General features: G+C 52.6%; 22 protein-coding genes and 1 pseudogene. 5 read left to right on the forward strand and 18 right to left on the reverse strand.

What is annotated here, in order from left to right; genetic code table 11:
- Window positions 1-34: 34 nt before the first annotated feature.
- The 3 genes from recJ to MJO52_RS14810 all read right to left on the reverse strand — a co-directional run bounded on the left by recJ (window position 35) and on the right by MJO52_RS14810 (window position 4,638).
- Window positions 35-1,762 (reverse strand): single-stranded-DNA-specific exonuclease RecJ, encoded by a 1,728-nt coding sequence (recJ, locus tag MJO52_RS14800; protein ID WP_252082627.1) that lies wholly within the window; start codon window positions 1,760-1,762, stop codon window positions 35-37.
- Between the two features lie 49 nt (window positions 1,763-1,811).
- Window positions 1,812-3,224: a threonine synthase gene (gene thrC, locus MJO52_RS14805; protein ID WP_252082629.1), complete on the reverse strand. Its 1,413-nt coding sequence runs from the start codon at window positions 3,222-3,224 to the stop codon at window positions 1,812-1,814.
- Window positions 3,225-3,315: 91 nt separating this feature from the next.
- On the reverse strand, window positions 3,316-4,638 hold the full coding sequence (locus tag MJO52_RS14810; RefSeq protein ID WP_252086007.1) for a homoserine dehydrogenase: 1,323 nt from the start codon (window positions 4,636-4,638) through the stop codon (window positions 3,316-3,318).
- Window positions 4,639-5,022: 384 nt separating this feature from the next.
- On the opposite strand from MJO52_RS14810, the gene MJO52_RS14815 reads away from it, so the two are divergent.
- The 3 genes from MJO52_RS14815 to aspA all read left to right on the forward strand — a co-directional run bounded on the left by MJO52_RS14815 (window position 5,023) and on the right by aspA (window position 8,586).
- Window positions 5,023-6,030 carry an asparaginase gene (locus MJO52_RS14815; protein WP_252082632.1) on the forward strand — a complete coding sequence of 336 codons (1,008 nt, stop codon included), beginning with the start codon at window positions 5,023-5,025 and terminating at the stop codon, window positions 6,028-6,030.
- Between the two features lie 161 nt (window positions 6,031-6,191).
- A complete protein-coding gene (locus MJO52_RS14820; protein WP_252082633.1) occupies window positions 6,192-7,004 on the forward strand; it encodes a helix-turn-helix domain-containing protein in 813 nt (270 codons plus the stop codon).
- Window positions 7,005-7,119: 115 nt separating this feature from the next.
- Window positions 7,120-8,586, forward strand: a complete 1,467-nt coding sequence (gene aspA, locus MJO52_RS14825) for an aspartate ammonia-lyase (RefSeq protein WP_252082635.1) — start codon at window positions 7,120-7,122, stop codon at window positions 8,584-8,586.
- A 45-nt stretch (window positions 8,587-8,631) separates the two neighbouring features.
- Here aspA and MJO52_RS14830 read toward each other — a convergent pair whose 3' ends face one another.
- From MJO52_RS14830 to ffh, 6 genes are all read right to left on the reverse strand, one after another.
- The gene (locus MJO52_RS14830) at window positions 8,632-9,384 is read right to left on the reverse strand and encodes a DsbC family protein (RefSeq protein WP_252082637.1); all 753 of its coding nucleotides are present in this window, start codon (window positions 9,382-9,384) and stop codon (window positions 8,632-8,634) included.
- A 350-nt stretch (window positions 9,385-9,734) separates the two neighbouring features.
- On the reverse strand, window positions 9,735-10,091 hold the full coding sequence (gene rplS, locus MJO52_RS14835; protein ID WP_286037023.1) for a 50S ribosomal protein L19: 357 nt from the start codon (window positions 10,089-10,091) through the stop codon (window positions 9,735-9,737).
- Between the two features lie 74 nt (window positions 10,092-10,165).
- On the reverse strand, window positions 10,166-10,930 hold the full coding sequence (trmD, locus tag MJO52_RS14840) for a tRNA (guanosine(37)-N1)-methyltransferase TrmD (protein WP_252082639.1): 765 nt from the start codon (window positions 10,928-10,930) through the stop codon (window positions 10,166-10,168).
- Window positions 10,931-10,941: 11 nt separating this feature from the next.
- Window positions 10,942-11,481, reverse strand: coding sequence for a ribosome maturation factor RimM (gene rimM / locus MJO52_RS14845; RefSeq protein ID WP_252082641.1), 540 nt, complete (start codon window positions 11,479-11,481; stop codon window positions 10,942-10,944).
- A gap of 22 nt (window positions 11,482-11,503) precedes the next feature.
- On the reverse strand, window positions 11,504-11,743 hold the full coding sequence (gene rpsP / locus MJO52_RS14850) for a 30S ribosomal protein S16 (protein ID WP_226648429.1): 240 nt from the start codon (window positions 11,741-11,743) through the stop codon (window positions 11,504-11,506).
- Window positions 11,744-11,898: 155 nt separating this feature from the next.
- Window positions 11,899-13,317: a signal recognition particle protein gene (gene ffh, locus MJO52_RS14855; RefSeq protein ID WP_252082643.1), complete on the reverse strand. Its 1,419-nt coding sequence runs from the start codon at window positions 13,315-13,317 to the stop codon at window positions 11,899-11,901.
- Window positions 13,318-13,521: 204 nt separating this feature from the next.
- Here ffh and MJO52_RS14860 point away from each other — a divergent pair, with 204 nt between their 5' ends.
- Both MJO52_RS14860 and MJO52_RS14865 read left to right on the forward strand, forming a co-directional pair.
- On the forward strand, window positions 13,522-14,322 hold the full coding sequence (locus tag MJO52_RS14860) for a cytochrome C assembly family protein (protein ID WP_252082644.1): 801 nt from the start codon (window positions 13,522-13,524) through the stop codon (window positions 14,320-14,322).
- Window positions 14,323-14,541: 219 nt separating this feature from the next.
- Complete coding sequence (locus tag MJO52_RS14865) at window positions 14,542-15,816, forward strand: HlyC/CorC family transporter (RefSeq protein ID WP_435583617.1); 1,275 nt, start codon at window positions 14,542-14,544, stop codon at window positions 15,814-15,816.
- Between the two features lie 29 nt (window positions 15,817-15,845).
- Here MJO52_RS14865 and rnhB read toward each other — a convergent pair whose 3' ends face one another.
- The 9 genes and pseudogenes from rnhB to rseP form a co-directional block, all read right to left on the reverse strand.
- A complete protein-coding gene (rnhB, locus tag MJO52_RS14870) occupies window positions 15,846-16,463 on the reverse strand; it encodes a ribonuclease HII (protein WP_252082645.1) in 618 nt (205 codons plus the stop codon).
- A 16-nt stretch (window positions 16,464-16,479) separates the two neighbouring features.
- Complete coding sequence (gene lpxB / locus MJO52_RS14875) at window positions 16,480-17,628, reverse strand: lipid-A-disaccharide synthase (RefSeq protein ID WP_252082646.1); 1,149 nt, start codon at window positions 17,626-17,628, stop codon at window positions 16,480-16,482.
- A 114-nt stretch (window positions 17,629-17,742) separates the two neighbouring features.
- A complete protein-coding gene (gene lpxA, locus MJO52_RS14880; protein WP_252082650.1) occupies window positions 17,743-18,522 on the reverse strand; it encodes an acyl-ACP--UDP-N-acetylglucosamine O-acyltransferase in 780 nt (259 codons plus the stop codon).
- A 115-nt stretch (window positions 18,523-18,637) separates the two neighbouring features.
- A complete protein-coding gene (gene fabZ, locus MJO52_RS14885; protein ID WP_252082651.1) occupies window positions 18,638-19,075 on the reverse strand; it encodes a 3-hydroxyacyl-ACP dehydratase FabZ in 438 nt (145 codons plus the stop codon).
- An 85-nt stretch (window positions 19,076-19,160) separates the two neighbouring features.
- Window positions 19,161-20,216, reverse strand: a complete 1,056-nt coding sequence (lpxD, locus tag MJO52_RS14890; RefSeq protein WP_252082652.1) for a UDP-3-O-(3-hydroxymyristoyl)glucosamine N-acyltransferase — start codon at window positions 20,214-20,216, stop codon at window positions 19,161-19,163.
- Window positions 20,217-20,228: 12 nt separating this feature from the next.
- Complete coding sequence (locus tag MJO52_RS14895) at window positions 20,229-20,744, reverse strand: OmpH family outer membrane protein (RefSeq protein WP_252082654.1); 516 nt, start codon at window positions 20,742-20,744, stop codon at window positions 20,229-20,231.
- A 70-nt stretch (window positions 20,745-20,814) separates the two neighbouring features.
- Window positions 20,815-23,367 (reverse strand): outer membrane protein assembly factor BamA, encoded by a 2,553-nt coding sequence (gene bamA, locus MJO52_RS14900; protein WP_252082656.1) that lies wholly within the window; start codon window positions 23,365-23,367, stop codon window positions 20,815-20,817.
- 63 nt (window positions 23,368-23,430) lie between these two features.
- Window positions 23,431-24,708, reverse strand: a pseudogene (bamA, locus tag MJO52_RS14905) (outer membrane protein assembly factor BamA); the annotation flags it as partial.
- A gap of 112 nt (window positions 24,709-24,820) precedes the next feature.
- Window positions 24,821-26,176, reverse strand: a complete 1,356-nt coding sequence (gene rseP, locus MJO52_RS14910) for an RIP metalloprotease RseP (RefSeq protein ID WP_252082659.1) — start codon at window positions 26,174-26,176, stop codon at window positions 24,821-24,823.
- Window positions 26,177-26,193 lie beyond the last annotated feature (17 nt).

Genomic DNA, 26,193 nt, shown 5'->3' on the forward strand with positions numbered 1-26,193 from the left:
CTCCAAGCAATTCACAACTTTCCGAAAGGTGCTCCTATATAGCCTCCAGCAGGCTCACCATTAATTGCAGGGATTCGCGCCCACGAAATTCGTTGACGTCTAACTTGTAAGCCAGGCGCACTCGCTCGGTGGGCTGCGGCCACTGGTCTGTATCTATATTAAAAGCAATGGCATCAAGGGCCAGCTGTGGCGCCTGCGGCGGAGCGACCACCATTTTCAGGTGCCGCTCGCCGACAATGCGTTGCTGAAGCAATAGAAACTCGCCATCGAAGACCGGCTCGGGAAACGCCTGCCCCCAGGGGGCACAGGCACGCAACAGGGCCGCGGTTTGCAGGGTGTAGTCTGCAATATCCAATTCACCATCGGAATCGATCACGGCCTGCAATTGATTCTCATCCAGGCGCTTGCGCACCACTCGTTCAAACTCCGCCCGGAAAGCATCGAGGTTTTGTGCAGGCAGACTCAACCCTGCGGCCATGGCATGACCGCCGAATTTACTGATCAGCTCAGGATTGGCTGCGGCCACATCGCTCAGGGCATCGCGGATATGCAAGCCGGGTATGGAACGCGCCGAGCCTTTTACCAGGTCGTTATCCCCTTCGGCAAAGGCAATTACCGGGCGGTGGAATTTCTCCTTGATACGACTGGCAAGAATACCCACCACCCCTTGATGCCAATTGGCATCGTAGAGACACAGGCTCCAGGGAATTTCCCCCTCCAGCTGCAGTTCTTCCAACGCCGCTAGAGCTTCCCGCTGCATACCCTGCTCTATGGCCTTGCGGTCTCGGTTGAGCATATCCAGCTCCCCCGCCAACTCACGGGCTTCACTGGGATCGCGGGTCAGGAGGCAGCGGATGCCTGTGCCAATATCATCCAGGCGCCCGGCCGCATTGATACGTGGCCCCAGGATAAAACCAATATCGGTGGTGGAAAGCCTGCGTTGGTCTCGCCCGGCCACCTCTAATAAAGCGGAAATACCGGGTCGGCAGCGCCCGGAACGAATACGGGCGATACCCTGGTGCACCAGAATGCGGTTGTTGTGATCCAGCGGCACCAGGTCAGCGACAGTGCCGAGCGCCACCAAATCGAGATATTCGGCCATATTCGGCGGAGCGATACCGCTCTGCGCAAACCAACCGCATTCCTGCAGGGCACTGCGTAGACGACTCAACAGGTAAAAGATAACTCCCACACCGGCGAGATTCTTACTGGGGAAATCACAGTTCGGCTGGTTCGGGTTCACAATGGCATCGGCATCCGGCAGCTCACTGCCGGGCAGGTGGTGATCGGTTACGATCACTGTCATGCCTGCGGCCTTGGCCGCCACCACCCCATCGATACTGCTGATGCCGTTATCCACGGTGATCAGCATATCCGGGGCGTAATCCTTGGCCACTTCTACGATTTCCGGGGTGAGGCCGTAACCAAAATCGAAGCGGTTCGGCACCAGGAAGTCCACGCCCGGCGCACCCATGGCCCCCAGTGCCAACACGGCGAGCGTGCTGCTGGTGGCACCATCGGCATCGAAGTCACCGACGATCAAGATTTTTTGCTGCGCCCGCACGGCTTCCACCAGCAGTGTCACCGCTGTATCCAGCCCCCGCATCGACTGGGGTTGCTGCAGCTTGGCGAGACTGTGGTCCAGGGCCTCCTCGCTGACGATACCGCGACCTAGCAGTACCCTCTGCAAAATTTTGGGGGTTTCAGAAGCAAAACGGCCAGTGGAAAAATCCACTGGCCGCCGCTGAATTGTTGTATTCATTCTCTCTCAGCTATTTTTAATCCGGCCGCCAAGTCCCTCGCTGCGCCAGCTAGTGCCCTTCGGACAGCATGGTCGCCATATAGTCGTGCACCTGGGGCAAGTCGTTGGGCAGCACCTTGAATCGCTCTTCGCGTTGCCAGAGGTCCTGCATATGGGCCGGCAGGGGAATTTCGGTTTGTGGCAGTGCCTGCGCCACAGCATCGGGGAATTTTGCCGGGTGTGCGGTGGATAAGCAAACCATTGGCTGCTCGGCGGAGCGGCGCACCCTTCTTGCGGCCTCGACACCAATAGCGGTATGGGGATCGAGCAAATAGCCGGTCGCCAGGTACTGCTCACGAATCACCTCAATAGTACGCGCATCGTCGACCCTATAGCTGGAAAATGTCTTTTGGGCCTGCGCCAGGGCCGATTCGCTCAAGTGCATAGGTACACTGCGATCTGCCAGCAACTCCGCCACTGCGGCACCATCGCGGCCGTAGAGATCAAACAGCAGGCGCTCAAAATTGCTCGACACCATGATATCCATGCTGGGCGACAGGCTGTGTATCAGCGGTTTGGGCGTGTGATCGTTATCGCTGATGCAGCGGTGCAGGATATCGTTGGCATTGGTAGCGATCACCAACTGGTCGATTGGCAAACCCATCTGCTTCGCCAGGTAACCGGCAAAAATATCGCCGAAGTTGCCGGTGGGCACGGAGAAATTTACTGTCTTATCTGGTGCGCCCAGGCGCAAGGCGGCATAAAAGTAGTAGACAATCTGCGCCATAATGCGCGCCCAATTAATGGAGTTCACCGCCACTAAACGGCGCCCATCGGGTAAAAAAGACTGGTTGGCGAAGCTGGCCTTCACCATATTCTGGCAATCGTCGAAATTACCTTCCATGGCAATATTAAACACATTGTCCGACAACACTGTAGTCATCTGCCGGCGCTGTACTTCTGAGACCCGATTGTGGGGATGCAAAATAAAAATATCGATATTGTCGCAGTGGCGGCAGCCTTCAATCGCCGCCGAACCGGTATCCCCCGAAGTAGCCCCCATCACCACCACGCGCTCACCACGCTTTTTCAGCAGGTGGTCGAACAACTGACCGAGAAACTGCAGAGCAAAATCTTTAAAGGCCAGAGTCGGGCCGTGGAAAAGCTCAAGAATCCACTCGTTGGTATCGGTCTGTACCAAAGGCGCTACCGCCCTGTGACGAAACTGACCCTGCCCCAAACCATAGGAGCGCTCGATAATATTGCGCAGCTCCCGCTCACTGAGATCCTCTCCCACAAACGGCCGGATAATTTCAAAAGCCAACCGCTGGTAATCCATACCTGCCATAGCCGCAATATCCTTGCTGGAAAAGTGCGGCAGTGACTCGGGCACATAGAGACCGCCATCGCTGGCGAGCCCGGTGAGGACAGTATCGGCAAAAGAGAGAGACGGCGCGCGGCCGCGGGTGCTGACAAATTTCACGGTGTTGTTTCGCTCTTGGATCTCGTAGGCAATAAAGAAAACTGGCGCCTATTCATAGAGAAAGGCGCCATCTAGCAATAGGGGAGAGGGCTTAACCGAGGCTCTCCACGCGAATACGCACCACTTTCCCTTCAATCGTATCCAGGGCCTCAATTTGTGCAACCGCTTCGCGCAGGCAGGCCTCCCTGGCACGGCTGGTGAGAATCACCACTGGGACCAATTCTTCCCCATCGACCGGCTCGTGCTGAATCAGGGCCTCAATGCTGATGCCCTGATCGCTACAAATAGTTGCCACCTTGGACATAACACCCGGCTTATCATGAGCGGAAATACGCAGGTAATAGCTGGTGACCACCTCTTCCTCCGGCAACACCAGGGTATCGCCCTGCTCTGCCAAGGCCACCCCGGCAGCCGGAACCCGCTGATCCGGCTTGGCATCCAGGGTGCGCGCTACATCGACAATATCGGCAATCACTGCCGAGGCTGTAGCTTCGGCACCGGCGCCTGCGCCGTAATACAGCGTTGGGCCCACCGCATCGCCGTTGACCAACACCGCATTCATCACACCATTTACGTTGGCGATCAGGCGACGCTGTGGAATCAGGGTTGGATGTACCCTCAATTCCACCCCCTGCTCTGTGCGGCGCGCGATGCCCAGATGTTTAATGCGATAGCCGAGTTCATCGGCATAGCGGATATCCTCCGGACAAATGCGGCTGATACCCTCGGTATATACCTTGTCGAAGGCAAGCGGGATAGTGAAAGCCAGGGAAGCCATAATTACCAGCTTGTGCGCAGCATCAATGCCTTCTACATCGAAGGTCGGGTCTGCTTCTGCATATCCCAAAGCCTGCGCCTGAACCAGAGCCTCATCAAAGCTGCGACCCTTCTCGCGCATTTCAGTGAGGATATAATTTCCTGTGCCATTAATAATACCGGCGAGCCATTCGATGCGGTTGCCCACCAGGCCTTCGCGCAGGGATTTAATAATAGGGATGCCACCGGCCACGGCCGCTTCATAGGCAATGGTGACCCCCTTTTGTGCGGCCAGTTCAAACAGCTCATTACCGTGCTCGGCGATCAGTGCCTTGTTCGCGGTCACCACATGCTTGCCGTTTTCAATTGCCACCAGGACCAGCTCACGCGCTACCGTGGTGCCGCCAATCAGCTCCACCAAAATGTCGACATTGGGGTTGTTGGCGACATCGAAGATATCGCGGGTAACATCCAGCTCACTGGTATCGCAATCGGGGTTATCGCGGCGGGCCCCGACCTGCTCAATCACTACCGAACGACCACAACGCGCAGCCACTTCGTTTCCATTGCGCGCCAGGACATTGATTGTTCCGCTGCCCACCGTGCCCAAACCGCAAACACCAATACGCACTGGACGCTGCGGCTCTACCGCAGGCATCTGATCCGCCGCCTCTGCGACGTCTTCAATTGTTGCGCTCACAAATTCCCTCCGCGCGTAGGCCCCCGGCAATGCACCCCAACCTAAAATGCCACACCAGGAGAAGACGCAATAAAAACAAATAAAACTAACAAAATATCGACAACCTTACCGAGCTGAAAGCAAAAAAGTCAATAAAGTTGCGCCAGCCAGACTCCACCCTCAACGATGGGGTAAACGAAACTTTTGTCACCCAAAAGAACTCCTTGAAATAGGAGCCATCCTCAGTAGATGCTATAAGTGCATCTACTAGCATCAGGTACCAGCAACCTGCGAAATTGCATCCACCGCGCCTTTTCCAAAAAATGGGCGCACTGAAAAACGGACTCAGATAGCGGTCGAGTGATGAAAAAAACCCTTATCCTTTATACTGGCGGAACCCTGGGAATGCGCCGCAGTGAATCCGGCTATGTGCCGGACGCCGATCTTGAAGGTGCCCTGCAGCGCCTGCTACAGGATGTGATCGGCCAACTGCCGAGCTATGACTTCCAGGCCCTCGACCCGCTCCTCGACAGCGCCAATATGCAACCCCAGGACTGGTACCGCATCGCCGCCTTGATACGCGACAACTATAGCCACTACACAGGCTTTGTTGTGCTGCACGGCACCGATACTATGGCTTATACCGCCTCTGCGCTGTCCTTCGCCCTGCAGGGACTGGCCAAACCGGTAGTGGTAACCGGCTCTCAGATCCCCTTGCGGGAAATGCGCAGCGACGCCTATAACAATTTAATCGCCGCCTTGCTGTTGAGCGGTTCAGATAGTATCGGTGAGGTCTGCCTCTACTTTAACGGCAAGCTGTTGCGCGGCAACCGTGCGGTAAAAGTTAGCTCCGGCTCACTGGATGCCTTCTCCAGCCCCAATTATCCGAGCCTCGGCGAAGTGGGCATCCAGGTGCATATCGATCCTAATGCTTTATTGATGCACGGAGACACACCGCAGTTTGAAATCCCCGATAACGCCGATGGCAGCGTTGTATTGGTGAAACTATTCCCCGGAATTACTCCGCTGTTTCTCAGTAAAGTTATTGAAGCACGCCCACGCGGTATAGTGATTGAAACCTACGGTACCGGCAATGCCCCCACCGACAATCAGGCATTTACCGAGCAGCTTACCAGAGCTACAGAGCTGGGAATTATTTGTGTGGCGGTATCACAATGCCTGGAAAACCATGTGGATCTCGGCAAGTACGCTGCCGGCTCCGCACTACTGCGCGCCGGTGTGATCGGTGGCCTGGATATGACCAGCGAAGCCTGCTATGCCAAATTGAATCACCTGTTAGCCATGAACTACACAAACAGTGAAGTTAAAGACTTAATGGAAACCCCGCTATGCGGGGAATGCACCCCCTAACAAAATCAAACGGGATTTATTGAGCAATGCGCAGAAAAAATTCTGCCAGCTTATCGTTGCAGATATAAATCCCGACGGCTTTTTATCGGGCGACCAAATGTGACCAGGTATTGGTTTAGAGGAAAATACTGGGCATTTAGACCAGAAGCAGATACTCCTTGATGAGCAATAATTTTTCACAAAACTTACGCCTGCTGTGCAGTTTCTATCGCTCCATCGCCGAAGTGTGTCGGCGCATGGGTGTGAACCGAGCACAATTTAACAAATACCTCAGCGGCAATACTCAGCCCTCACAGTACACTCTCAGTAAAATCTGCCACTTCTTTGGTGTTGAACCCCATGAAATTTTGATGCCCGCCGAACAGTTTGAGCAAATTGTTCGGGTACGCCGCACCGCTACGACTGTCGAATCCTCCCGCCCCTACTCTATGGATATTGACTTGCTAATGCGGGAGTCACAGGGGCGCGCAGATAAATACCTGGGCTTTTACTTTGAATATCACTACTCGATGACTTTTCCCGATCATATTATTCGCAGCCTGCTGCATATCGAGTCCGATGGGGAAGGATATTACTTCCAGCGCTTCGAGCGCATGCGCTATCCAGATAGGGAGGAGTGGTACAAGTCCCGCTACAAAGGCATGCTGCTTTTTCTCTCGGAGCGTATATTTTTGATTGGCTACGAAGCGCTGACACGCAACGAAATCGCCCAGACAATCCTCTATCCCACCTATAAAAGCCGAGTGAGTTATTTATCCGGCCTCAAGCTGGGCGCCTCTGCCAGTGACCGGCGCGAACCCGTATGTACAAAAGTATTGCTGGAATCTCTTGGACGTAATATCAGCATCAAAAACGCATTAAAACTGTGCGGGGTATTTGGCCCGGATTCCGATGAGATCAATCGCAGTATTCGCGAAAATATCCGAGCCTCAAACACTGAAGGTCCACAGAGTTTTTTTGCCACTCCACTTTAAGCATGAATTTCTATTAAGGCCCAAATGATAACAACCACGGGCACCCCGTAACCCAGGTTAATCCTGGTTATTGGTGCACTTGCCCCTATGCAGATGAAGAGAAAGCAGAAGTACCATGACAAACGATTTCCACACCCTAAAACCCATGCCGGTATTCACTACCAGTAGTGAATACCGCATCGAAAAAGATTTGCTCGGAGAGCGCGAAGTACCGGCCGATGTCTATTTTGGCATTCAAACCCTGCGCGCCCTGGAAAACTTCCAAATTACTGGTATCACCCTCAACCACTTCCCTAACTTGGTCAAAGCGCTGGCCATGGTGAAGAAGGCTGCGGCTCATGCCAACTGCGAACTCGGCTACTTAGAAAAGAACCTGGAAGCGGCAATTGCCAAAGCCTGCGATGAAATTATTGAAGGCAAGCTGCACGATCAATTCCTGGTGGACATGATTCAAGGCGGTGCCGGCACCTCCACCAATATGAACGCCAATGAAGTAATTGCCAATCGCGCGCTGGAATTGCTCGGCCACAATAAGGGTGAATACAAAAACGCTCACCCCAACAACCATGTAAACCTATCGCAATCCACCAACGATGTTTACCCCTCCTCCATCAACCTAGCAGTCCTGCTCAGCTACAACGACCTGGTGCAGTCTATGGAGGAGCTGTGTATCGAATTTGATGGCAAAGCCAAGGAATTTGCACAGGTTATTAAAATGGGCCGCACCCAGCTACAGGATGCAGTACCCATGACCCTGGGGCAGGAGTTTGCCGCTTTTGCTGCAACCATTCGTGAAGATGTCGCTCGGGTTAAAGAGCTAGTAGCCCTGTTTAAAGAAATCAATATGGGCGGCACCGCAATCGGCACAGGTATTAATACCGACCCGCAATATCGTCAACTGGTTGTATCGGCACTGTCTGAAATTTCCAGCATCGATTTTGTCTGTGCGGAAAATCTGGTAGAGGCCACCTCTGATATGGGTGCCTTCGTCATGTTTTCCGGGGTAATGAAACGTATCGCAGTAAAAATTTCAAAGATCTGCAGCGATCTACGCCTTCTCTCCAGCGGCCCTCGCGCAGGCCTCAACGAAATCAATCTGCCACCGATGCAGCCTGGCTCCTCCATTATGCCTGGCAAGGTAAATCCAGTAATTCCCGAGGTGGTCAACCAGGTAGCCTACCAAGTAATCGGTAACGACCTGACAATCACCTTGGCAGCGGAATCGGGCCAGCTGCAGTTAAATGTCATGGAACCAGTTATCGCCTTCAACTTGCTACAGTCTATGCGCCTAATGACCCAAGCTATGCATACCTTGGCTCAACGCTGTGTCAATGGCATCAGCGCGAATGAAGAGCATTGCCGGCAGTTGGTAGAAAACAGTATCGGCCTGATCACCGCGGTAAATCCGTTTATCGGCTACGAAAATGCCACTCGTATTGCCCAGCAAGCATTGATGACGGGCGCGAGCGTCAAGCAGTTGATTTTGGATGAGGGGTTACTAAGTGAGGAGGAGTTAAATGATATTCTCGCTCCAGAGAATATGACTCAGCCACGTAAAGTAGCATTGAAGAGCCCAACTTAGATAAAAAAGCGGCCGCTTTAGAGAGGCCGCTTTCTTCCGCTGATCTTAAATACCCAGCTCTTTAATTAGAGTGGCTGGAGGCAGATAACCGGGCACAACCCTGCCATCCTCCATCACAATAGTGGGCGTGCCGCGTACATCGATCACCTCGTTACCCAATTTATATTGGGCGGCAACCGGGTTGTTATTGCAGACCTGCAAAGGCACGTTTTCGCGGTTCTTCAATGCGGTGAGCGTTTTATTGGTGTCATCGGCACACCAGGCAGTAGCGAGCTTGCGATAACCCAGAGATTGCAGGCCGCCGCGCGGGAATGCCAAATATCTTACTTCGATCCCGCGCTTGTTCAGCTCAGGAACATCCTGGTGCAACTTGCGGCAATAGCCACAGTCGACATCGGTGAAAACATAGATACGCGCTTTGGTCTCGCCTTTGGGCGAGAAGACGATCATATCGTCGATGCTTTGGGTTTCCATCACCTTGGCCCGGCGAGTTGCCCGGCGCCCCTCAGAGAGGTTCGCAAAACCTCCGCCAGTCTTAGCCTGGAACAGGTCCCCCAGAATAAAATGGTTGCCATCGGCTGAGACAAACAGAGTACTGCTACCACCGTCAAGCTCTACTTCGTAGAGCCCCTCGATCGGGGTCTCACGTACTTCACCATAAGTAGGCTTGGGGTTACTTGCCTCAAGGCGGGCTTTGATTGTCTTCGCAACGTTTGCGTCGACCTCTGCAAGGGCCGCTGGGCCAAGCAGACCGAGCAGCACTCCAGCGAGCGCCAGCGGCTTCTTGATAAGCATCATTACCGATTGCTCCTTAAATTCTCAATGAGGTTCGACTCAAACGTCGGCCTTCAGTTCCAGCCAGTATGGCAGCTATATGCCATTTCAGATCCACATGGCGCGTTTTAACATATTCAGGCACTGTACACTACGTACAAACTCCCAAGTTGTGCGCTGATCTAAAGGATACAGGGGTAGATAGCGTAACTGTCGGGGACAAGGGGAGAAACGTGAGGCCAGAAGTTCAAATGCACTTCCATGAGCGATTCAGCCTTTCGGGCTTGGCACATGACTGGCCATAAAGGGAAGACTACGGATACAAAAAAGCCGGAGAATAACCCCGGCTTTTCTGCGAGCTGTATGAGAGGTGCTTAGTTAAGCTTCTCTTTAATACGTGCGGCTTTACCAGTCAGGCTGCGCAGGTAGTAGAGTTTAGCCTGGCGTACGTCACCACGACGCTTAACCTTGATGCTGTCAACCAGCGGGCTGTGAGTCTGGAAAGTACGCTCAACACCAACACCGTGGGAGATTTTACGCACGGTAAAGGAGGAGTTCAGGCCGCGGTTGCGCTTGCCGATTACCACACCTTCGAACGCCTGCAGACGCTCGCGGTTACCTTCTTTTACTTTCACTTGAACGATTACAGTGTCGCCCGGCGCGAAGGGAGGTACTTCGCTCTTCAGCTGTTCCTGCTCCAGCTGCTGGATAATTTTGTTAGTCATTTGGATTTGCTCCCAAATAGAGTTTATGTAGCTTCTCAGCTAGTTCACCGAACTACTCCCGCCTCCCGGCGAATCCGGCATCAAGTTTTATCGGATTTCCGCTCCTGTTGAATTTCTTCCAACAGTTGCTTCTGCTCCTTGTTCAGCTCCAGCCCATCCAAAAGGTCGGGTCGACGCTGCTGTGTGCGCGCCAGTGCCTGCTTCAGGCGCCAGCGGCGTATTCTTTCGTGATTGCCCGAGAGCAACACTTCCGGTACCGCCACACCCCGGTACTGTTCAGGCCGGGTATAGTGGGGACAGTCGAGCAGACCCGAGGAGAATGAATCCTCAACCGCCGACTGGTCGTGCCCTAGCGCGCCGGGAATCAGGCGTGTAATGGTGTCCACCAACACCATAGCGGCCAGTTCACCGCCACTTAGGACATAGTCACCAATGGACCACTCTTCGTCGATCATTGATTCGACGATACGCTCATCTACCCCTTCGTAACGCCCGGCCAGCAAAACCAGATTGCCAGCGCCAGAGAGGTTTTCGACCCCGCGCTGATCCAGTTGCTGTCCCTGCGGAGACAGGTAGATAGTGCGCACAGCTTCGCCCTCTTCCCCAGCCCAGGCGCGCGCGGCCTGCAGGGACTGATAAAGGGGTTCAGCCATCATCACCATTCCGGGACCACCGCCATAAGGGCGATCATCCACAGTGCGATGCTTGTCACTGGTGAAATCCCGAGGGTTCCAGCAGCGTACTTCCAACAGGCCATCTTTGACGGCCCGACCGCTGACACCATACTCGGTCAATGCAGCAAACATCTCCGGAAAAATGCTTACCAGAGCGATTTTTTTAGTCATCGCTCAGCGCCTTAAAAAGCTGGGTCCCAGTCGACGGTTATTACACCGGCTTCCAGGTCAATATTGGTTATAAACTGATCCGGCAGATAGGGAATCAAGCGCTCGCGCTTATCCGCTCCACCGCGCACCACCATTACATCGTTGGCGCCAGTTTCCATCATGCGAGCGACGACACCAAAGTCGTGATCTTCGCCATCGAAATGGCTGACAACCTTTAATCCCTCGAGCTGGTGCCAGTAATACTCACCTCGCTCAAGCTCAGGCATCAGTTCACGAGCTACAGCTATATCGCGCTGGCAAAGTCGAGCCGCCAAATCGCGGTCATCAATGCCTTTCACATGTACTATTAAGCCCTTACCGTGACGCTTACCAGCGTCAATTTCGAGAGCTTCCCAACCTTTCGGCCCCTGCAAGCGCCAATTAGGGAACTGCAGGATGTTGTCCATCGGCTCGGTATAGGAGTGAACCTTGACCCAGCCGCGCACACCATAAACGGTAGTAACGCGCCCAACCGTGACCAACTCTTCGGAAGGTTTTCCGTTATCTGTCACAGGAGCACCACTTACGCGCAAATTAAGCAGATTCTTTCAGCAGCTTGCTGACGCGATCAGAAACCTGAGCGCCGTGACCCAGCCAGTAGTCAACACGCTCACGATCAATGCGCAGACGCTCTTCCTGGCCACGGGCAACCGGGTTGAAGAAGCCAACACGCTCAATGAATCGACCGTCGCGAGACTTGCGGCTGTCGGTTACGGTCAGGTGATAGAACGGGCGTTTTTTAGCACCGCCACGAGCCAAACGAATGGTTACCATGTAACTTTCCTGTATTTTTTAACACTTGGCGACAGCAATAAGCTGTCACCCAAACATCTCTGCCGGCAGCTCACCCGGCTGAAAGGCGGCGTATTCTAATGTACCGCCAGAGATTTGTATAGCGATTCCTAGGGCCGCCAGAGCCCCGTAAACCCTTACTTTTTCTTGAATCCGGGAGGCAGGCCACCGGGCATACCGCCCATTCCGCCGAGACCTCCGGGCAGACCACCACCCCCGGTCATTCCACCGAGGCCGCGCATCATCTTGCCCATGCCGCCGCCTTTGAGCTTCTTCATCATCTTGCCCATCTGCTTGTGCTGCTTGAGCAGGCGATTCAAGTCTTGTAGCTGGGTGCCGGAACCGGCGACGATACGGCGTTTGCGCGAACCGTTAAGAAGGTCAGGATTGCGGCGTTCGGCCGGCGTCATGGAGGAGATTAATGCGTCCATACGCTTAAATTCTTTACCCATGTCGGCCTGTTGTGCGGCCTGCGCCACACCACCCATGCCGGGCATTTTCTCCAACAGGGAGCCAAAGCCACCCATGTTTTGCATTTGCTGCAACTGGTCGCGCAAGTCTTCCAGGTCAAAGCCTTTACCTTTCTGGACCTTCTTAACCAGCTTTTCGGCTTTCTCTTTATCGATCTTCTGCTCTGCTTCTTCAATCAGAGACAGAATGTCGCCCATACCCAGGATACGGGAGGCGATACGGTCCGGGTGGAAGGTTTCCAGGGCGTCGGTCTTTTCACCAACACCGATAAACTTGATCGGCTTGCCAGTAACATGGCGTACAGAGAGTGCCGCACCACCGCGTGCATCACCATCTGCCTTAGTCAGAATAACCCCAGTCAGTGGCAGGGCCTCATTGAAGGCGCTGGCGGTATTTACCGCATCCTGACCAATCATTGCGTCGATAACAAACAGGGTTTCTGCGGGATCCAACTCACTGTGCAGCTCGCGGATTTCATCCATCAGCTGACTGTCAATATGCAGGCGACCCGCGGTATCGACAATCAGTACATCGGCAAATTGCTTGCGAGCCGCATCCACTGCACCCTTGGCAATATCCAGGGGCTTCTGATCAGGAGTTGAAGCATGGAACAGCGCGCCCACTTCACCTGCCAGAGTTTCCAGCTGCTTGATGGCTGCGGGGCGATACACGTCCGCACTCACCACCATAACTTTCTTCTTTTCCCGCTCCTGCAGGTATTTAGCTAGCTTGGCAACACTAGTGGTTTTACCGGCCCCCTGAAGGCCCGCCATCAAAATCACAGCGGGGGGCTGAACTGCAAGGTTGAGCGGCTCTGCAGCAGCACCCATCACCTTAACCAGCTCATCCTGAACAATCTTGACGAACTGCTGCCCCGGGTTCAGGGCCTTGCTAACCTTCTGCCCAACAGCGGCCGTGCGCACTTGCTGCACAAAGGCCTTCACGACTGGCAGAGCGACATCCGCCTCAAGCAGCGCTTTGCGTACTTCACGCAGGGTATCGCGGATATTGTCATCGGTCAGACGGGCCTTGCCGGTGACTTTTTTTAGGGCCGCCGATAAGCGGTCACTCAGGTTATCGAACATAAATTCGTCTCGATTTCTCCGATTGCGGACAGGACCCCGGTGCGGAGGGCCGCGAAATTTTTTGGGGAGTATCTCCAACTCCCACTCTGAGGCGCGGCAGTATAGCTCAGGTCCCGTCACAGCCGAAATATCACCAGATCTTCCCTGTTAAAGCGTGCTGTGACACACTCCTCCTCCACTGCTTAGAAGATACGGATCTAACCAATGGCGGCATTCGCCCACTGGACGGCCATCGCGCTATATATAGCTACCACCATTGTCGCGGCCAGGGCCCTTGCCCGCGCCCAACAGCCCGATCGTAAACTGCTCCTGGGCCTGCTCGCCGGAGCCCTGGCCACCCACGCAATATCCCTTGCGCAGACACTGTTTTCCTCAGCGGGCTATCGCTTTGATCTGTTAGCAATGCTGTCATTAATCACCTGGGTGGTGAACTTATTGCTGCTTATCCTAGCGGTGAATCGACCACTAACCCTGTTAATACTGATTTTTGCCCCGTTAGGAGCACTCACCGAACTGACCGCGTCCCACACCTGGGGAGGCGTTACACCACACCAACAGTTATCTTCTGGGATTGCCATACACGCGCTGCTATCAATCTCCGCCTACTCCCTACTTACTCTTGCAACCCTACAGGCCATCTACCTTTATTATCTGAACCAGCAGCTACACAACCATCGGCCAGTGGGTGCCATGCGCCTGCTCCCCCCCCTACAAAGCATGGAGTCATTACTCTTTGGGTTAATCGCTTTCGGCCAATTACTGTTAACTGCCTCCCTGATTACCGGATTTATCTTTGTGGGCAACCTTTTTGAGCAGGGCCCCCTACACAAGACAGTGCTCTCTCTGCTCGCCTGGGTGCTTTACAGCATTCTTCTTTGGGGGCATTGGCAGTGGGGTTGGCGCGGTAACACAGCCGTGCGCTGGACTCTGTGTGCCTTTGCTGCACTAATGCTGGCCTACTTTGGTAGTAAGTTGGTTATTGAGGTTATCCTTCAGCGCGGCTAAAAATACTAAAGAGGAGCCGTTTAAAGGCGATTATAAGCAAACGGCACTGACATTCGCTCGCAGGTGCCATTTTCAGGCAGGAGACCGAACACCCCTTGATCTCCTCAACCGCCCCTATAGCCTTTACCGGGTTTATTTTGGGTTATAAGTGACCGGATAACTTGCGGAGGTGGCCGTTCTGTTTCAATATCTCCGCTCAGAAATAAAAAGAGTTCTCCCTTGAACGAGATGCCCCCGGGCCTGCTGTTTAGCCTGCTTGCCCTGCTGATTGTGATATCGGCTTTCTTTTCCAGCTCCGAAACCAGCATGATGGCGCTGAACCGCTACCGCCTGCGCCACCAGGCCAAGAGCGGCCACCGCGGCGCCAAGCGGGCCATGGAACTGCTTGCCCGGCCGGACAAGCTGATCGGCGTTATCCTGATTGGCAATAATCTGGTCAATATCCTGGCCTCAGTGATTGCCGGTGCTGTCTTTACTCAACTGTACGGCGATGCCGGCCTCTTCTACGCCACCGGCGCTCTCACTATCGTTATTCTTATTTTTGCGGAAGTCACCCCAAAAACCATTGCCGCTCTTCACCCGGAGAGAGTGGCATTTCCTGCATCGCTAGTTTTACGCCCACTACAATGGCTTCTGACACCGTTTGTATTACTCGTCGGCAGCATATCCAATGGACTTGCGCGCCTGGTAGGCGTTGAAGCAACTGCTGGCAACGAGGCAGAACACCTAGCACCCGAGGAACTTAGAACAGTGGTGTTCGAATCTGGCGCCCTGCTTCCCAGCAAGCACAAAGGCATGCTTCTCAATGTGCTGGACCTGGACCAGGCCACAGTGGAAGACATTATGATCCCACGCAACGAGGTCATGGGAATCGACCTGGAAAACAGCGCCGATCAGATTCTCCAACAACTGGCAGAGAGTACTTACACCCGCCTGCCGGTATACCGGGGAGATATCAATCAGGTAGTGGGTATTTTGCACCTGCGTCGCGCCGCACAAATACTGCGAGACGGCCCAGACAAGCTCACAGCTGAACGCCTCAAGTCCTTTACCGGTGAACCTTACTTTGTTCCCGAGGCCACCCCACTACCCACCCTGCTAATGAACTTCCAGAAAACCAAGCGCCGCATGGGCTTGGTTGTGGATGAATACGGGGAGGTGATGGGGATCGTAACTTTAGAAGATCTACTGGAGGAAATTGTCGGCGACTTCACCGCGAGCCCAGTTCCCAGCGACGATGAGGAAATTGTCGCCATGGAAGGCGGCTGGTATATGATCGAGGGTGGAACCTCTATCCGGGATATCAACCGCACGCTAAATTGGGACCTAACCACCGACGGACCAAAGACCTTCAACGGTCTCCTTATGGAGCATCTTGAAAGCATCCCAGATGGCAATATCAGCTTATTCATCCTCAATAATTACCAAGTGGAAATTGAAGAGGTGTCCGACAAAATGATTATCAGAGCCAGGATCAAAAAAATTGAGCGCTAGTCAAGCGCTCTACAACCTTAAGCTTAAGCTTAAGCAATATCCTCTAAGAGTTTCCTTACCGGGGCAAAACTCACCCGGTGCAGTGGGCTGGGACCCAATTCTTCCAGGGCCTGCACATGAGCTTTAGTGGGATAACCTTTGTGGCCGGCCAGCCCATAACCTGGATAGCGTGCATCCAACTCCAGCATCTCTCGATCACGGGTCACTTTGGCCAAAATTGAGGCCGCAGCAATGGCGGCAACGCGACCATCCCCCTTAATCACAGTATCGCAGGGATAAGACCAGTCCGGTCTTTTATTACCATCTACTAACACAAACTCAGGCTGTAGTGGCAACTGCTCCACTGCACGGCGCATTGCCAATAAACTCGCCTGCAGAATATTGATCTGATCAATTTCTTCGACGGTTGCACGGGCAATAGAAAAACTCAGTGCACGCTCACAAATTTCCTCAAAGAGCGACTCTCGTTTTTTCTCACTAAGTTTTTTGGAGTCAGCCAGCCCCAAAATGGGCTCTGCTGGATCGAGAATTACTGCAGCCGCCACTACATCTCCAGCCAATGGGCCGCGGCCAACCTCATCGACTCCAGCGAGAAGATCGCCTTTATAAGGACAGATGTACGGAGGTAATTCTTTTTTAACACTCATGGTTTATAAAACCCGATTACTTCAAAAGAGCACAGATAGCATCGGCTGCCCGCTCAGAGGCATTTCGGCGCAATTGCTGGTGAAGATCGTCAAATTCGCGCTGCAACTGATCACCCAGTAGTGGATCTTCAAAATAGCGCATCAACGCCGCTCCGAGATTCTCCGGGGTCGCATCACTCTGCAGGATTTCCGGCACCAGCTCCCTTTGTGCCAACAAGTTGGGCAGAGAAACCCAGGGAGTGTGCAGCATACGAGAGACGATAGCGTAAGTAATTTTGCCCAGTTTATAGGCAACCACCATAGGCTTTTTCAGTAGCATAGTTTCTAACGTTGCCGTTCCTGAAGCAATTAACACAGCATCCGACACACTGAGCGCCTTGTGTGAATCCCCCTCTAATATCGTGACAGGCAGTTCCGGAAAATCCTTTAGCTGCTCCCGCAATTCGGCTAAACGCTGCTCATTCGCTGCCGGCAATACAAATTTGAGATCGGGATGGCGCTGGTAACACCAGCGAGCCGTCTGCAAAAATAACGGCCCAAGCAAACGCACTTCCCCACCTCGGCTACCCGGTAACAGCGCAATAACACGGTCATCAACTGTGAGACCCAGCTCTTTGCGCTCTGCAACATTGCTAACCTGCAGAGGAATATCATCCGCTAACGGATGCCCCACAAAAGTCACCGGCACGTGGTTTTCACGATAAAAAGCAGCCTCAAAAGGCAGCAAGGTGAGCATATGATCAATAGCACGAGCAATCTTTTTTATTCGCCCCTGTCGCCACGCCCACACTGAAGGGCTGACATAGTGCACAGTGCGAACCCCTTCGGCCTTGAGGGACTCCTCCAGAGACAAGTTAAAATCTGGTGAGTCGATTCCGATAAAAAGATCCGGCGGATTTTCAGTGAAGTGCTCGCGTAGAGTGCGGCGAATTTTTAATAATTCTGGCAGTCGTTTTAGCGGCTCAACCAATCCCATCACCGAGAGACGCTCCATTGGAAAAAGGGATTTCGCCCCCAAAGCCTGCATACGCGGACCGGCAATCCCTTCAAACTGAATTCCCGGGAGGCGCTTTTGCAGGGAGTCAATAAGACCTGCACCGAGGATATCTCCAGAGGCCTCACCGACAACAATACCAATACGAACCGGCTTATTATTTTCTGACACGCCTAACAATTCCCCCAGAGTGGAAATGGCTCAATTTTCATAGATACCGATTAAGATATGAAAAGACTAAATCAGGAAGTGCACAATAACAGCACTTCCCGCAAATGGTTGTGCTTAGCGGACAATTCCGCGAGAGGAGGTCTGCAGGGAATCAATCCAAGGCTGAATTACAGGGGACTGCTCACGCAGTTCCGTAAGGGCCTGGACAGCCTCTTGCAGAGTGAGGCCGCGCCGGTAGACCGTTTTGTATGCCTTGTTGATTAGAGAGATATCCTCGCGGGAAAAACCTCTACGACGCAACCCCTCCGCATTAATAGTCTTGGCCTCTGCCGGATTCCCAGCCACCATGACATAAGCCGGCACATCTTTGCCGATCGCTGCGCCCATCCCTAGGAAAGCGTGCTCACCAATGGTGCAATGCTGATGTACAAGACTGTACCCGCTGAGGATTGCCCAATCTTTTACTATTACGTGGCCGGCGAGCCCCACATTATTAACAAGAATGGTGTGATTACCGACAACACTGTCATGACCAATGTGGGCATAGGCCATAATCAGGTTATCACTGCCGATAGTGGTTTCCCCACGATCCTGCACAGTGCCCCGGTGGATGGTAACGCCCTCACGAATAACATTGTTATGGCCGATTACCAGGGTGGTCTGCTCGCCTTGATATTTTTTGTCCGGCGTATCTTGACCTATCGAGGCAAACTGGTAAATACGGTTATTTTTTCCGAGCTTAGTGGGCCCACTCAATACAACATGTGAAGCAATTTCACAGCCATCACCGAGTTCCACATCGGCGCCAACTATGGAATAGGCTCCGATACTCACCCCGGAACCGATAACCGCCGTCGGATCGATAATAGCTGTGGGGTGGATATTTGTCTGCATTCTGGAATCTACTCCTCAGGTAGCGACACTTCGGACACTACAACTTCAAATAAACAACAACTGGAAGAGTTATCAAAAGCACCTTAGCAGCCACGTCAAGTGACGAATAAGCGCTTTAAACCTGCTTCACCGCACACAGAAGATCTGCAGAGGCCGCAAGCTCACCATCGACACTGGCTTTACAGGAAAACTTCCAGATATTACGGCGCACTGAAACTGCTTCGGACATCAGGTCCAGCCTGTCCCCAGGGACCACCTGACGCTTAAAGCGCGCCTTGTCCACACCGCCAAACAGGTACAGGTAGCCATCCTCAGGCTTCTTGCCAAATGTTTTGAAGCCAAGAATTCCTGAAACCTGGGCCAGAGCCTCAACGATCATAACACCGGGGAAAATCGGCATCTGTGGAAAGTGACCGTTAAACAGCTCCTCATTAATAGAGATATTTTTATACCCCTTAATAAACTTCCCTTCCTCGAGTTCAACGACACGATCGACCAATAAAAACGGATAGCGATGTGGCAGGTACTCGCGAATCTCAGTTACATCCATCATTCCAAATGCCCCCAGAAACCACTTCGGGGCGTTAAACGCCCCGAAAACATCAAATCAAAATTGTTTTTCTTAAAGCAGCTGTGAGCTATTTATCCCGATCGAGGGACAGGGCTTTAAGTTGCTTCTCCAAATCTTTCACCCTTCGTGCCACCTTATCCAACTGCCCGAAACGCACCGCGTTGCGACGCCAGGACTGGCTATCGGCAAAGGGTAAAGCGCCGGAGTAAATTCCCGGCTTGTCGATGGATTTGGTCACAAAAGTATTAGCGGTAACTTGGCAGCCATCGGCAATGGTTACATGCCCGGCAATACGGGAGCTGCCACCCAAAGCACAGTGCTTACCGATTACTGCGCTGCCCGCAATTCCTGTGCATGCAGCAATGGCTGAGTAGTCACCAATCTGCACATTGTGCGCGATTTGGACCAAATTGTCGATCTTGACACCACGACCAATCACAGTGTCACCAAGTGCCCCACGATCCACACAAGTATTGGCGCCTATTTCAACCTCATCGCCAACCTGCACGCCACCCAGCTGGTAAATCTTAATCCATTCACGCTGATGCAGCGCAAAACCAAAGCCGTCTGTACCAATAACCGCGTGACTGTGGATGATAACATCGCGCCCGACCTGACAACCGTGATGCAGTATTGCACCCGCATAAAGGCAGCTCCCTTCTCCAAGGGTGCTGCCCTCTCCCACAAAGCAGTTGGCGCCAACCGATGCCCGAGGTCCAATTTTCGCAAACGCCTCTATCACCGCACCAGCTGCAATAGAGGCACTAGAGGCCACTTCTGCGTCCGGATGAACTACAGCGCTCGGGTGAATACCTGCCTCAATCGTTGGAGCCGTATTGAACAAAGCACTCGCCCTGGCAAAAGCCAAGTAAGGGTTATCCACACAAAGTGCGCTAACAGGTGTCTCCTCAACAAACTCGGCAGTCACCAATACAGCGCCCGCTGACGTGGTCTTGAGGAAGCGGCGATAATTAGGGTTTGCCAGAAAGGTCAACTGCTCGGGCCCAGCATCTTGCAAAGTGCTAAGACCAGAAATTACATAGTCTGCGTCTACCCCGGGGGCCAGACGCAGCTCAGCACCCAGAGCATTTGCAAGCTGGGTTAACGACAAATTGTCACTCATACAGGCTATCGATTACTTATCAGCATTCATACGCTTTACGACAGCCTCAGTCAAATTGACCGAAGGATTTGCAAAGTAAGCGGTAGAGGCATCCAACACTAAGTCCAGGTTTTGCTCTTTAATGATCGCTTCCAGCGCTGTTTTAGCCTTGGGCCCCAGAGAAGTTTGAATTTCCTGACCTACCTGGGCCTCCATTGCGCGCAGTTTTTTAACAGTAGTTTCAAAGTCTGAACGCTTGAAGTTCATCTTACGCTGATATTCTGTTTTCTGCTCATCGGACCAGGTAACGCTGTTTTTCTGCGCATCTTCTGCCATTTTTTGCAATTCTGAACGAATAGACTCGGCACTACTTTGCAGCTTGGAGTACTCGGAACTGGTCTTCAATGAATTGACCTTGGTCTTGGCCACATCGGTGCTCATAATCGCAGCCTGCAGGTTAAATACCGCAACCTTGGTCTGCGCCATGGCGGCGCCAGACAGGGTTATACCAGCCAGCAGGATTGCGAAAATCTTTACATTCTTAAGCACTTTAGTCTCTCCAATTGGTTTTATTTTTTATGCGCAGTAGCTGCACTCAATCCATTTATATTCGATAAAGTTAAAAGCTATTACCCAGGGTAAACTGGAACACTTCCGTCTCATCATCCTCGTTTTCCTTCAAGGCTTTAGCCAAACTGAAAGTCAATGGTCCAAAACCGGTAACCCATGTCAAACCAATGCCCGCGGAAACATTCATTTTACCGAAGTCCACATCGTAACAGTTGATCTGGGTTTCATCACAACTGGTATCAAAGACGTTACCCGCATCAACAAAGAAGGCAGACTGCAGAGAGCGCTGATCTTTGATAAACGGCAGCGGGAAAATAACCTCGGCACTACCTTCTACTAAGATATTGCCACCAAAGGGGTCGGCATCACCGTTCTGACGGATATCCAGGTTCCCATTCTCATCTATCTGATAGCAGTTTTTTGTAATGCTTTCACCATCGGTTGCACAAGGAAGTTGAGTATAAAACTCTGCAGGAGTGGAACGGGGGCCCAGTGTATTACGCTTGAAACCGCGCACAGAGCCAAAACCACCGGCATAGAAATTTTCAAAGAAAGGCAGTTGATCGAGATCACCGTAGCCATCCCCGTAACCCAGGCGCGTACGCAGACGTAGCGTCAAACTCTTCGTTAGGGGGCGGAAATACTGACCAGTATAAATAAATTTGTAGTATTCAAGATCACTGCCGGGCACGGTAAATTCTGCGGAGAAATTCTGGGATGCCCCGCGAGTCGCCAATATACCGCGGTTCAAAGTGGAGCGGGCATAAGAAGCTGTCAAAGCCAAGTTATTAAACGCATCACCGTAACGATCGATAAAACCATCTGCCGAAGTATTAAACTGGTTCTGATCAATCATCATTGCAAGATCATTGGCCACATCATTATTGAGATCTGCAACAATCGTCTCGGCATCAATGAGTGTCACCCCCTCACGAGCGGTGTCATCCAAAAGAGATGGGCTGGATTGGATTTCCTGTACAGAACCACTCGAGGCCGAGAGCTCCAAATGACTGAAATTAACATTCAGTCCCACACGGGAAATTTCTGAAACCGGGTAGCCAAAGCTAACACCACCACCATAACTAGTCGTGTTGTAGTCCGACAGGTTGACCTCAGAGTAGTCATTTTCCCTATAAAAAACGTTAAACCCGCGGCTCACACCGTCAGGTGTAAAGTAAGGGTCAAGATAGGAAAAGTTCAGTGCGGTCTGGTAGGTAGAGACGTTTAAACCTATACCTACCTGCTTGCCGGTACCCAGCCAGTTATTTTCCTGGATATTACCGCCGAGTACCAAGCCGCTACTCTGTGCCCAGCCGATAGTGCCACCAATAGAGCCTGAAGGTTGCTCCTCTACGGTATATTCCACATCGATCTGGTCGGAAGTACCAGGCACCTCTGCAGTTTCTACTTCCACCTCTTTAAAGTAACCGAGGCGTTCCAGGCGCACCTTGGATTGCTCAATTCTTGCGGAGGAGGCCGAGGCAGATTCCATCTGACGCATTTCACGGCGCAACACCTCATCGGCAGTACGGGTGTTACCACGGAAATTGATTCGGCGCACATAGGCGCGCTTACCCGGGTTGATAAAGAAGGTAATTTTTACCGTATTCTCTTCTTTATTGGGTTCGGGAATGCCATTCACCTCGGCAAAGGTATAACCTTCATTGCCCAGACGCTTGGTAATATAGTCAGACGTGGTGGTCATCCGAATCTGGGAGAAAGTCTGCCCTTCACGCACCAACAGTAAGCGCTTGATTTCCTCTTCCGAAACCACCGGGTCGCCGGCGAGATCCACCTCACTGACGGTGTAAACATTCCCCTCTCTCACATTGACTGTGATAAAAACACTCTGCTTGTCTGGGCTCAGGGAAACCTGAGTGGATTCTATTTGAAAATCCAGATAGCCGCGGTCGAGATAGTAAGACTCTAGGCGCTCCAGGTCACCAGTGAGTTTCTCACGGGAATATTTGTCATCGCTGCGCAGCCAGGACAACCAACCTGTGGTCTGCAGCTCGAAAATTTCTGCCAATTCTTCGTCGGAAAATGCCTCGTTACCCACAACATTGATGTGCTTGATAGCCGCAACAGAGCCCTCGTCGACGATAACCCGCAGCTCGACCTGGTTGCGTGGCAATTCTTTCACTTCGGTCTTAACACTTGCACCATAGCGCCCCTGTGCCACATATTGCCGCTCAAGCTCCTGGGCGAGCCCCTCCAGGGTTGCACGCTTAAAGATCTGCCCCTCGGATAAACCGTTATCCTTCATGCCCTTGAGCAAATCTTCGGTGGCGATGGCCTTATTACCGCTGATCTCAATCTTGGAAATTGCTGGACGCTCGCGAACAGTGACCACCAGAACACCATTTTCACGGCCGATTTGGATATCTTCAAAGTAGCCGGTGCGGAACAGTGCCCGGGTAGCGCTCTGGATTTCCACGGATTCAATTTCATCACCCACTCGCACGGGAAGGGCAGAGAAGACTGTACCGGCAGAGACGCGTTGCAATCCTTCCACGCGAATATCATTGACCACGAACGACTGCGCTATTGCACTTAAAGGCAACATCAGGCCGAGGGAGGCCGCTTTGAGGAAATCTTTCATCTACTAATTCCGAGTGTTTTTATTCGCAATCCAGGAGTTACAGCGCTTTATTCAGCGCCCAGCTCCCCCGGAACCTGAGGGTTGCCCCTCTACCTTGTAATCGACATCAACCCGTTCTGAGTTCCCGGGTACCTTGACCGTTTCAACTTTCACCACCTTCAAGTAACCAAGTCGCTCAAGGCGAACTTTAGATTGCTCAATAAGAGCCGAAGAAGCTAAAGCGGACTCCATTTGGCGCAACTCTCGCCGCAAAACTTCATCTGCCGTGCGAGTGTTTCCACGAAAAGTAATACGCCTAACGTAGGTGCGCTTGCCAGGGTCAATAAAGAAAGTGATTTTTACCGTGTTCTCTTCTTTATTGGCTTCTGGAATACCGTTTACTTCGGCAAAAGCGTAACCCTTATTGCCCAAACGCTTGGAAATATAGTCTGAAGTCGTTGTCATCCTGACCTGGGAGAACGTCTGCCCTTCACGCACTAGCAGCAAGCGCTTAATTTCTTCCTCTGGAACGACTGGGTCTCCAGCAAGTTCTACTTCACTAACAGTGTAAACATCACCCTCAATCACGTTAACAGTGATGAAAACACTCTTCTTGTCCGGCCCAAGAGATACTTGGGTAGAGTCGATCTGGAAGTCGAGATATCCGCGATCGAGATAATAAGATTCAAGACGCTCCAGGTCACCAGTGAGCTTCTCACGGGAGTACTTATCATCACTGCGCAACCAAGAGAGCCAGCCAGTGGTTTTAAGCTCAAAAATTTCTCCGAGCTCTTGATCTGAAAAGACGCGATTCCCTACGATGTTGATATGTTTAATCGCAGCAACGGTCCCTTCCTCGACAATAACCTTCAATTCAACCTGATTGCGTGGTAACTCTTTAACTTCTGCTTGGACGCTAGCGCCATAGCGCCCCTGTGCCACATACTGGCGCTCAAACTCCCGGGTCAACCCTTTGAGGGTCGAGCGCTTTAAAATCTGTCCCTCGGCCAGACCGTAATCCTTCAGCGCCTTTAGCAGATCTTCCGAGGCAATCGCCTTGTTTCCTGATATATCTATCTTAGATATGGCTGGCCGCTCTCTCACGTTAACAACTAAAACGCTACTTTCACGACCGATCTGAATATCCTCAAAATAACCGGTTTGAAACAGTTCTCGGGTCGCCCCCTGAATATCCGCAAGCTCAATTTCATCGCCAACCCGCACCGGAAGAGCTGAAAAAACGGTGCCTGCAGAAACACGCTGCAAACCTTCTACACGAATATCGCTGAGAACGAATGACTGAGCTAAAGCGCTGAGAGGCAGCACCAAGCCCAGGGATATCGCTAACAGCCAATACTTCATACTAATTCCGAACCGCTTCTGATAAGAGCAGAGGTTCCCAAGGTAACCGGCACCGCGCTCACTCTTAAAATCTACTCACTCCAAACGCCATAGGAAAATGCACTCCAGGAGGCTACAAACGTAAAATATCGTTATAAAGCGCCAACCCCATAATACAAAGCACTAAGGCCATACCTACTTGTAAACCGATCACCTGCACTCTCTCAGACACAGGAGAACCCTTGACCGCCTCAATACCGTAGTAGAGAAGGTGACCACCATCGAGTACCGGAATGGGTAACAGATTGAGTACACCGAGACTGATACTAAGCAGAGCTAAAAGCGACAGGAAAGACTGCCACCCCCTCTCTGCGGAAGTACCCGCCACTTTAGCAATGGTGATGGGGCCACTCAAGTTTTTGGTCGAAAGTTGACCAAAAATCAATTTCTTCAAGCTGTTCAGAGTGAACAGTGTTTTGTCCCAAGTCTCTTGCACCCCCTGAGAAAGAGCGCCAGCTACACCGTAGTGGAAAACTCGTACGCGATCCTCGGGCCAGCGCTCGGTGACGGGCTGTACGCCGATCTGGCCGACACGCTCACCACTGTCGAGCGTCACCTGCGCCGGCGTAACCGGCAGGGTCAACCGTTGCCCCTGGCGTTCAACTTCCACCTGAAGGGGCTCGCCTGCACGAGCGCGCACATACTGACTCCACTCTTCCCAACCGGAAAAAATTCGCCCGTCGGTAGCCACAATCTTATCGCCCGCACGCAGCCCCGCTGCACTAGCAGCGCTACCCTCCACAACCTTATGCAACGTCATACTAATGGGCGGCGTCCAGAGACCGAGGCCAATCTCCCCCAATGGGTCAGGGACTTCCTGCCCTGCGAGCCAACGGTCGATATCAGCCGCCATATGATATTCGAGGTTAGAGTCCGGGTAGCGCACTGAGAATTCTATAGAGCCACTGTCCCCCAAACGGTTAGCCAAGCGCCAGTTGAGGGCTTGCCAAGTGGGTGTAGCTTCGCCATCCACCGCGATAATTTCCTGCCCGGACTCCAATCCCGCAGCTTCAGCAATACTTCCAGGCTTGACGGAATCTACGACAGGCACCGGACCCGCCGTGCCCCCCATAAAGACAATCCAAAACAGTACAATTGCCAACAGGAAGTTAGCTGCGGGACCCGCTGCAGCAATCGCTATACGCGCCCAAACACTCTTTCGGTTAAATGCCTGATTCAGCTCATGAGCGGCGACAGGTCCCTCCCGCTCATCTAGCATTTTGACATAGCCACCAAGGGGAATTGCTGAGATAGCAAACTCAGTGCCGTGCCGGTCATAGCGAGAGAAAAGGCGGCGGCCAAAGCCGACAGAAAAACGCAGCACCTTGACCCCACAGAGCCGTGCTACGAGAAAGTGTCCAAACTCGTGGAAGGAAACCAGTATACCGAGGGCTACCAAGGCCCAGATTACCGTCTGAATCAGATCCATACTCAGTTACAGTCTCT

It is taken from the genome of Microbulbifer variabilis (genome assembly GCF_023716485.1).
GTDB classification, from domain to species: Bacteria; Pseudomonadota; Gammaproteobacteria; order Pseudomonadales; family Cellvibrionaceae; genus Microbulbifer; species Microbulbifer variabilis_B.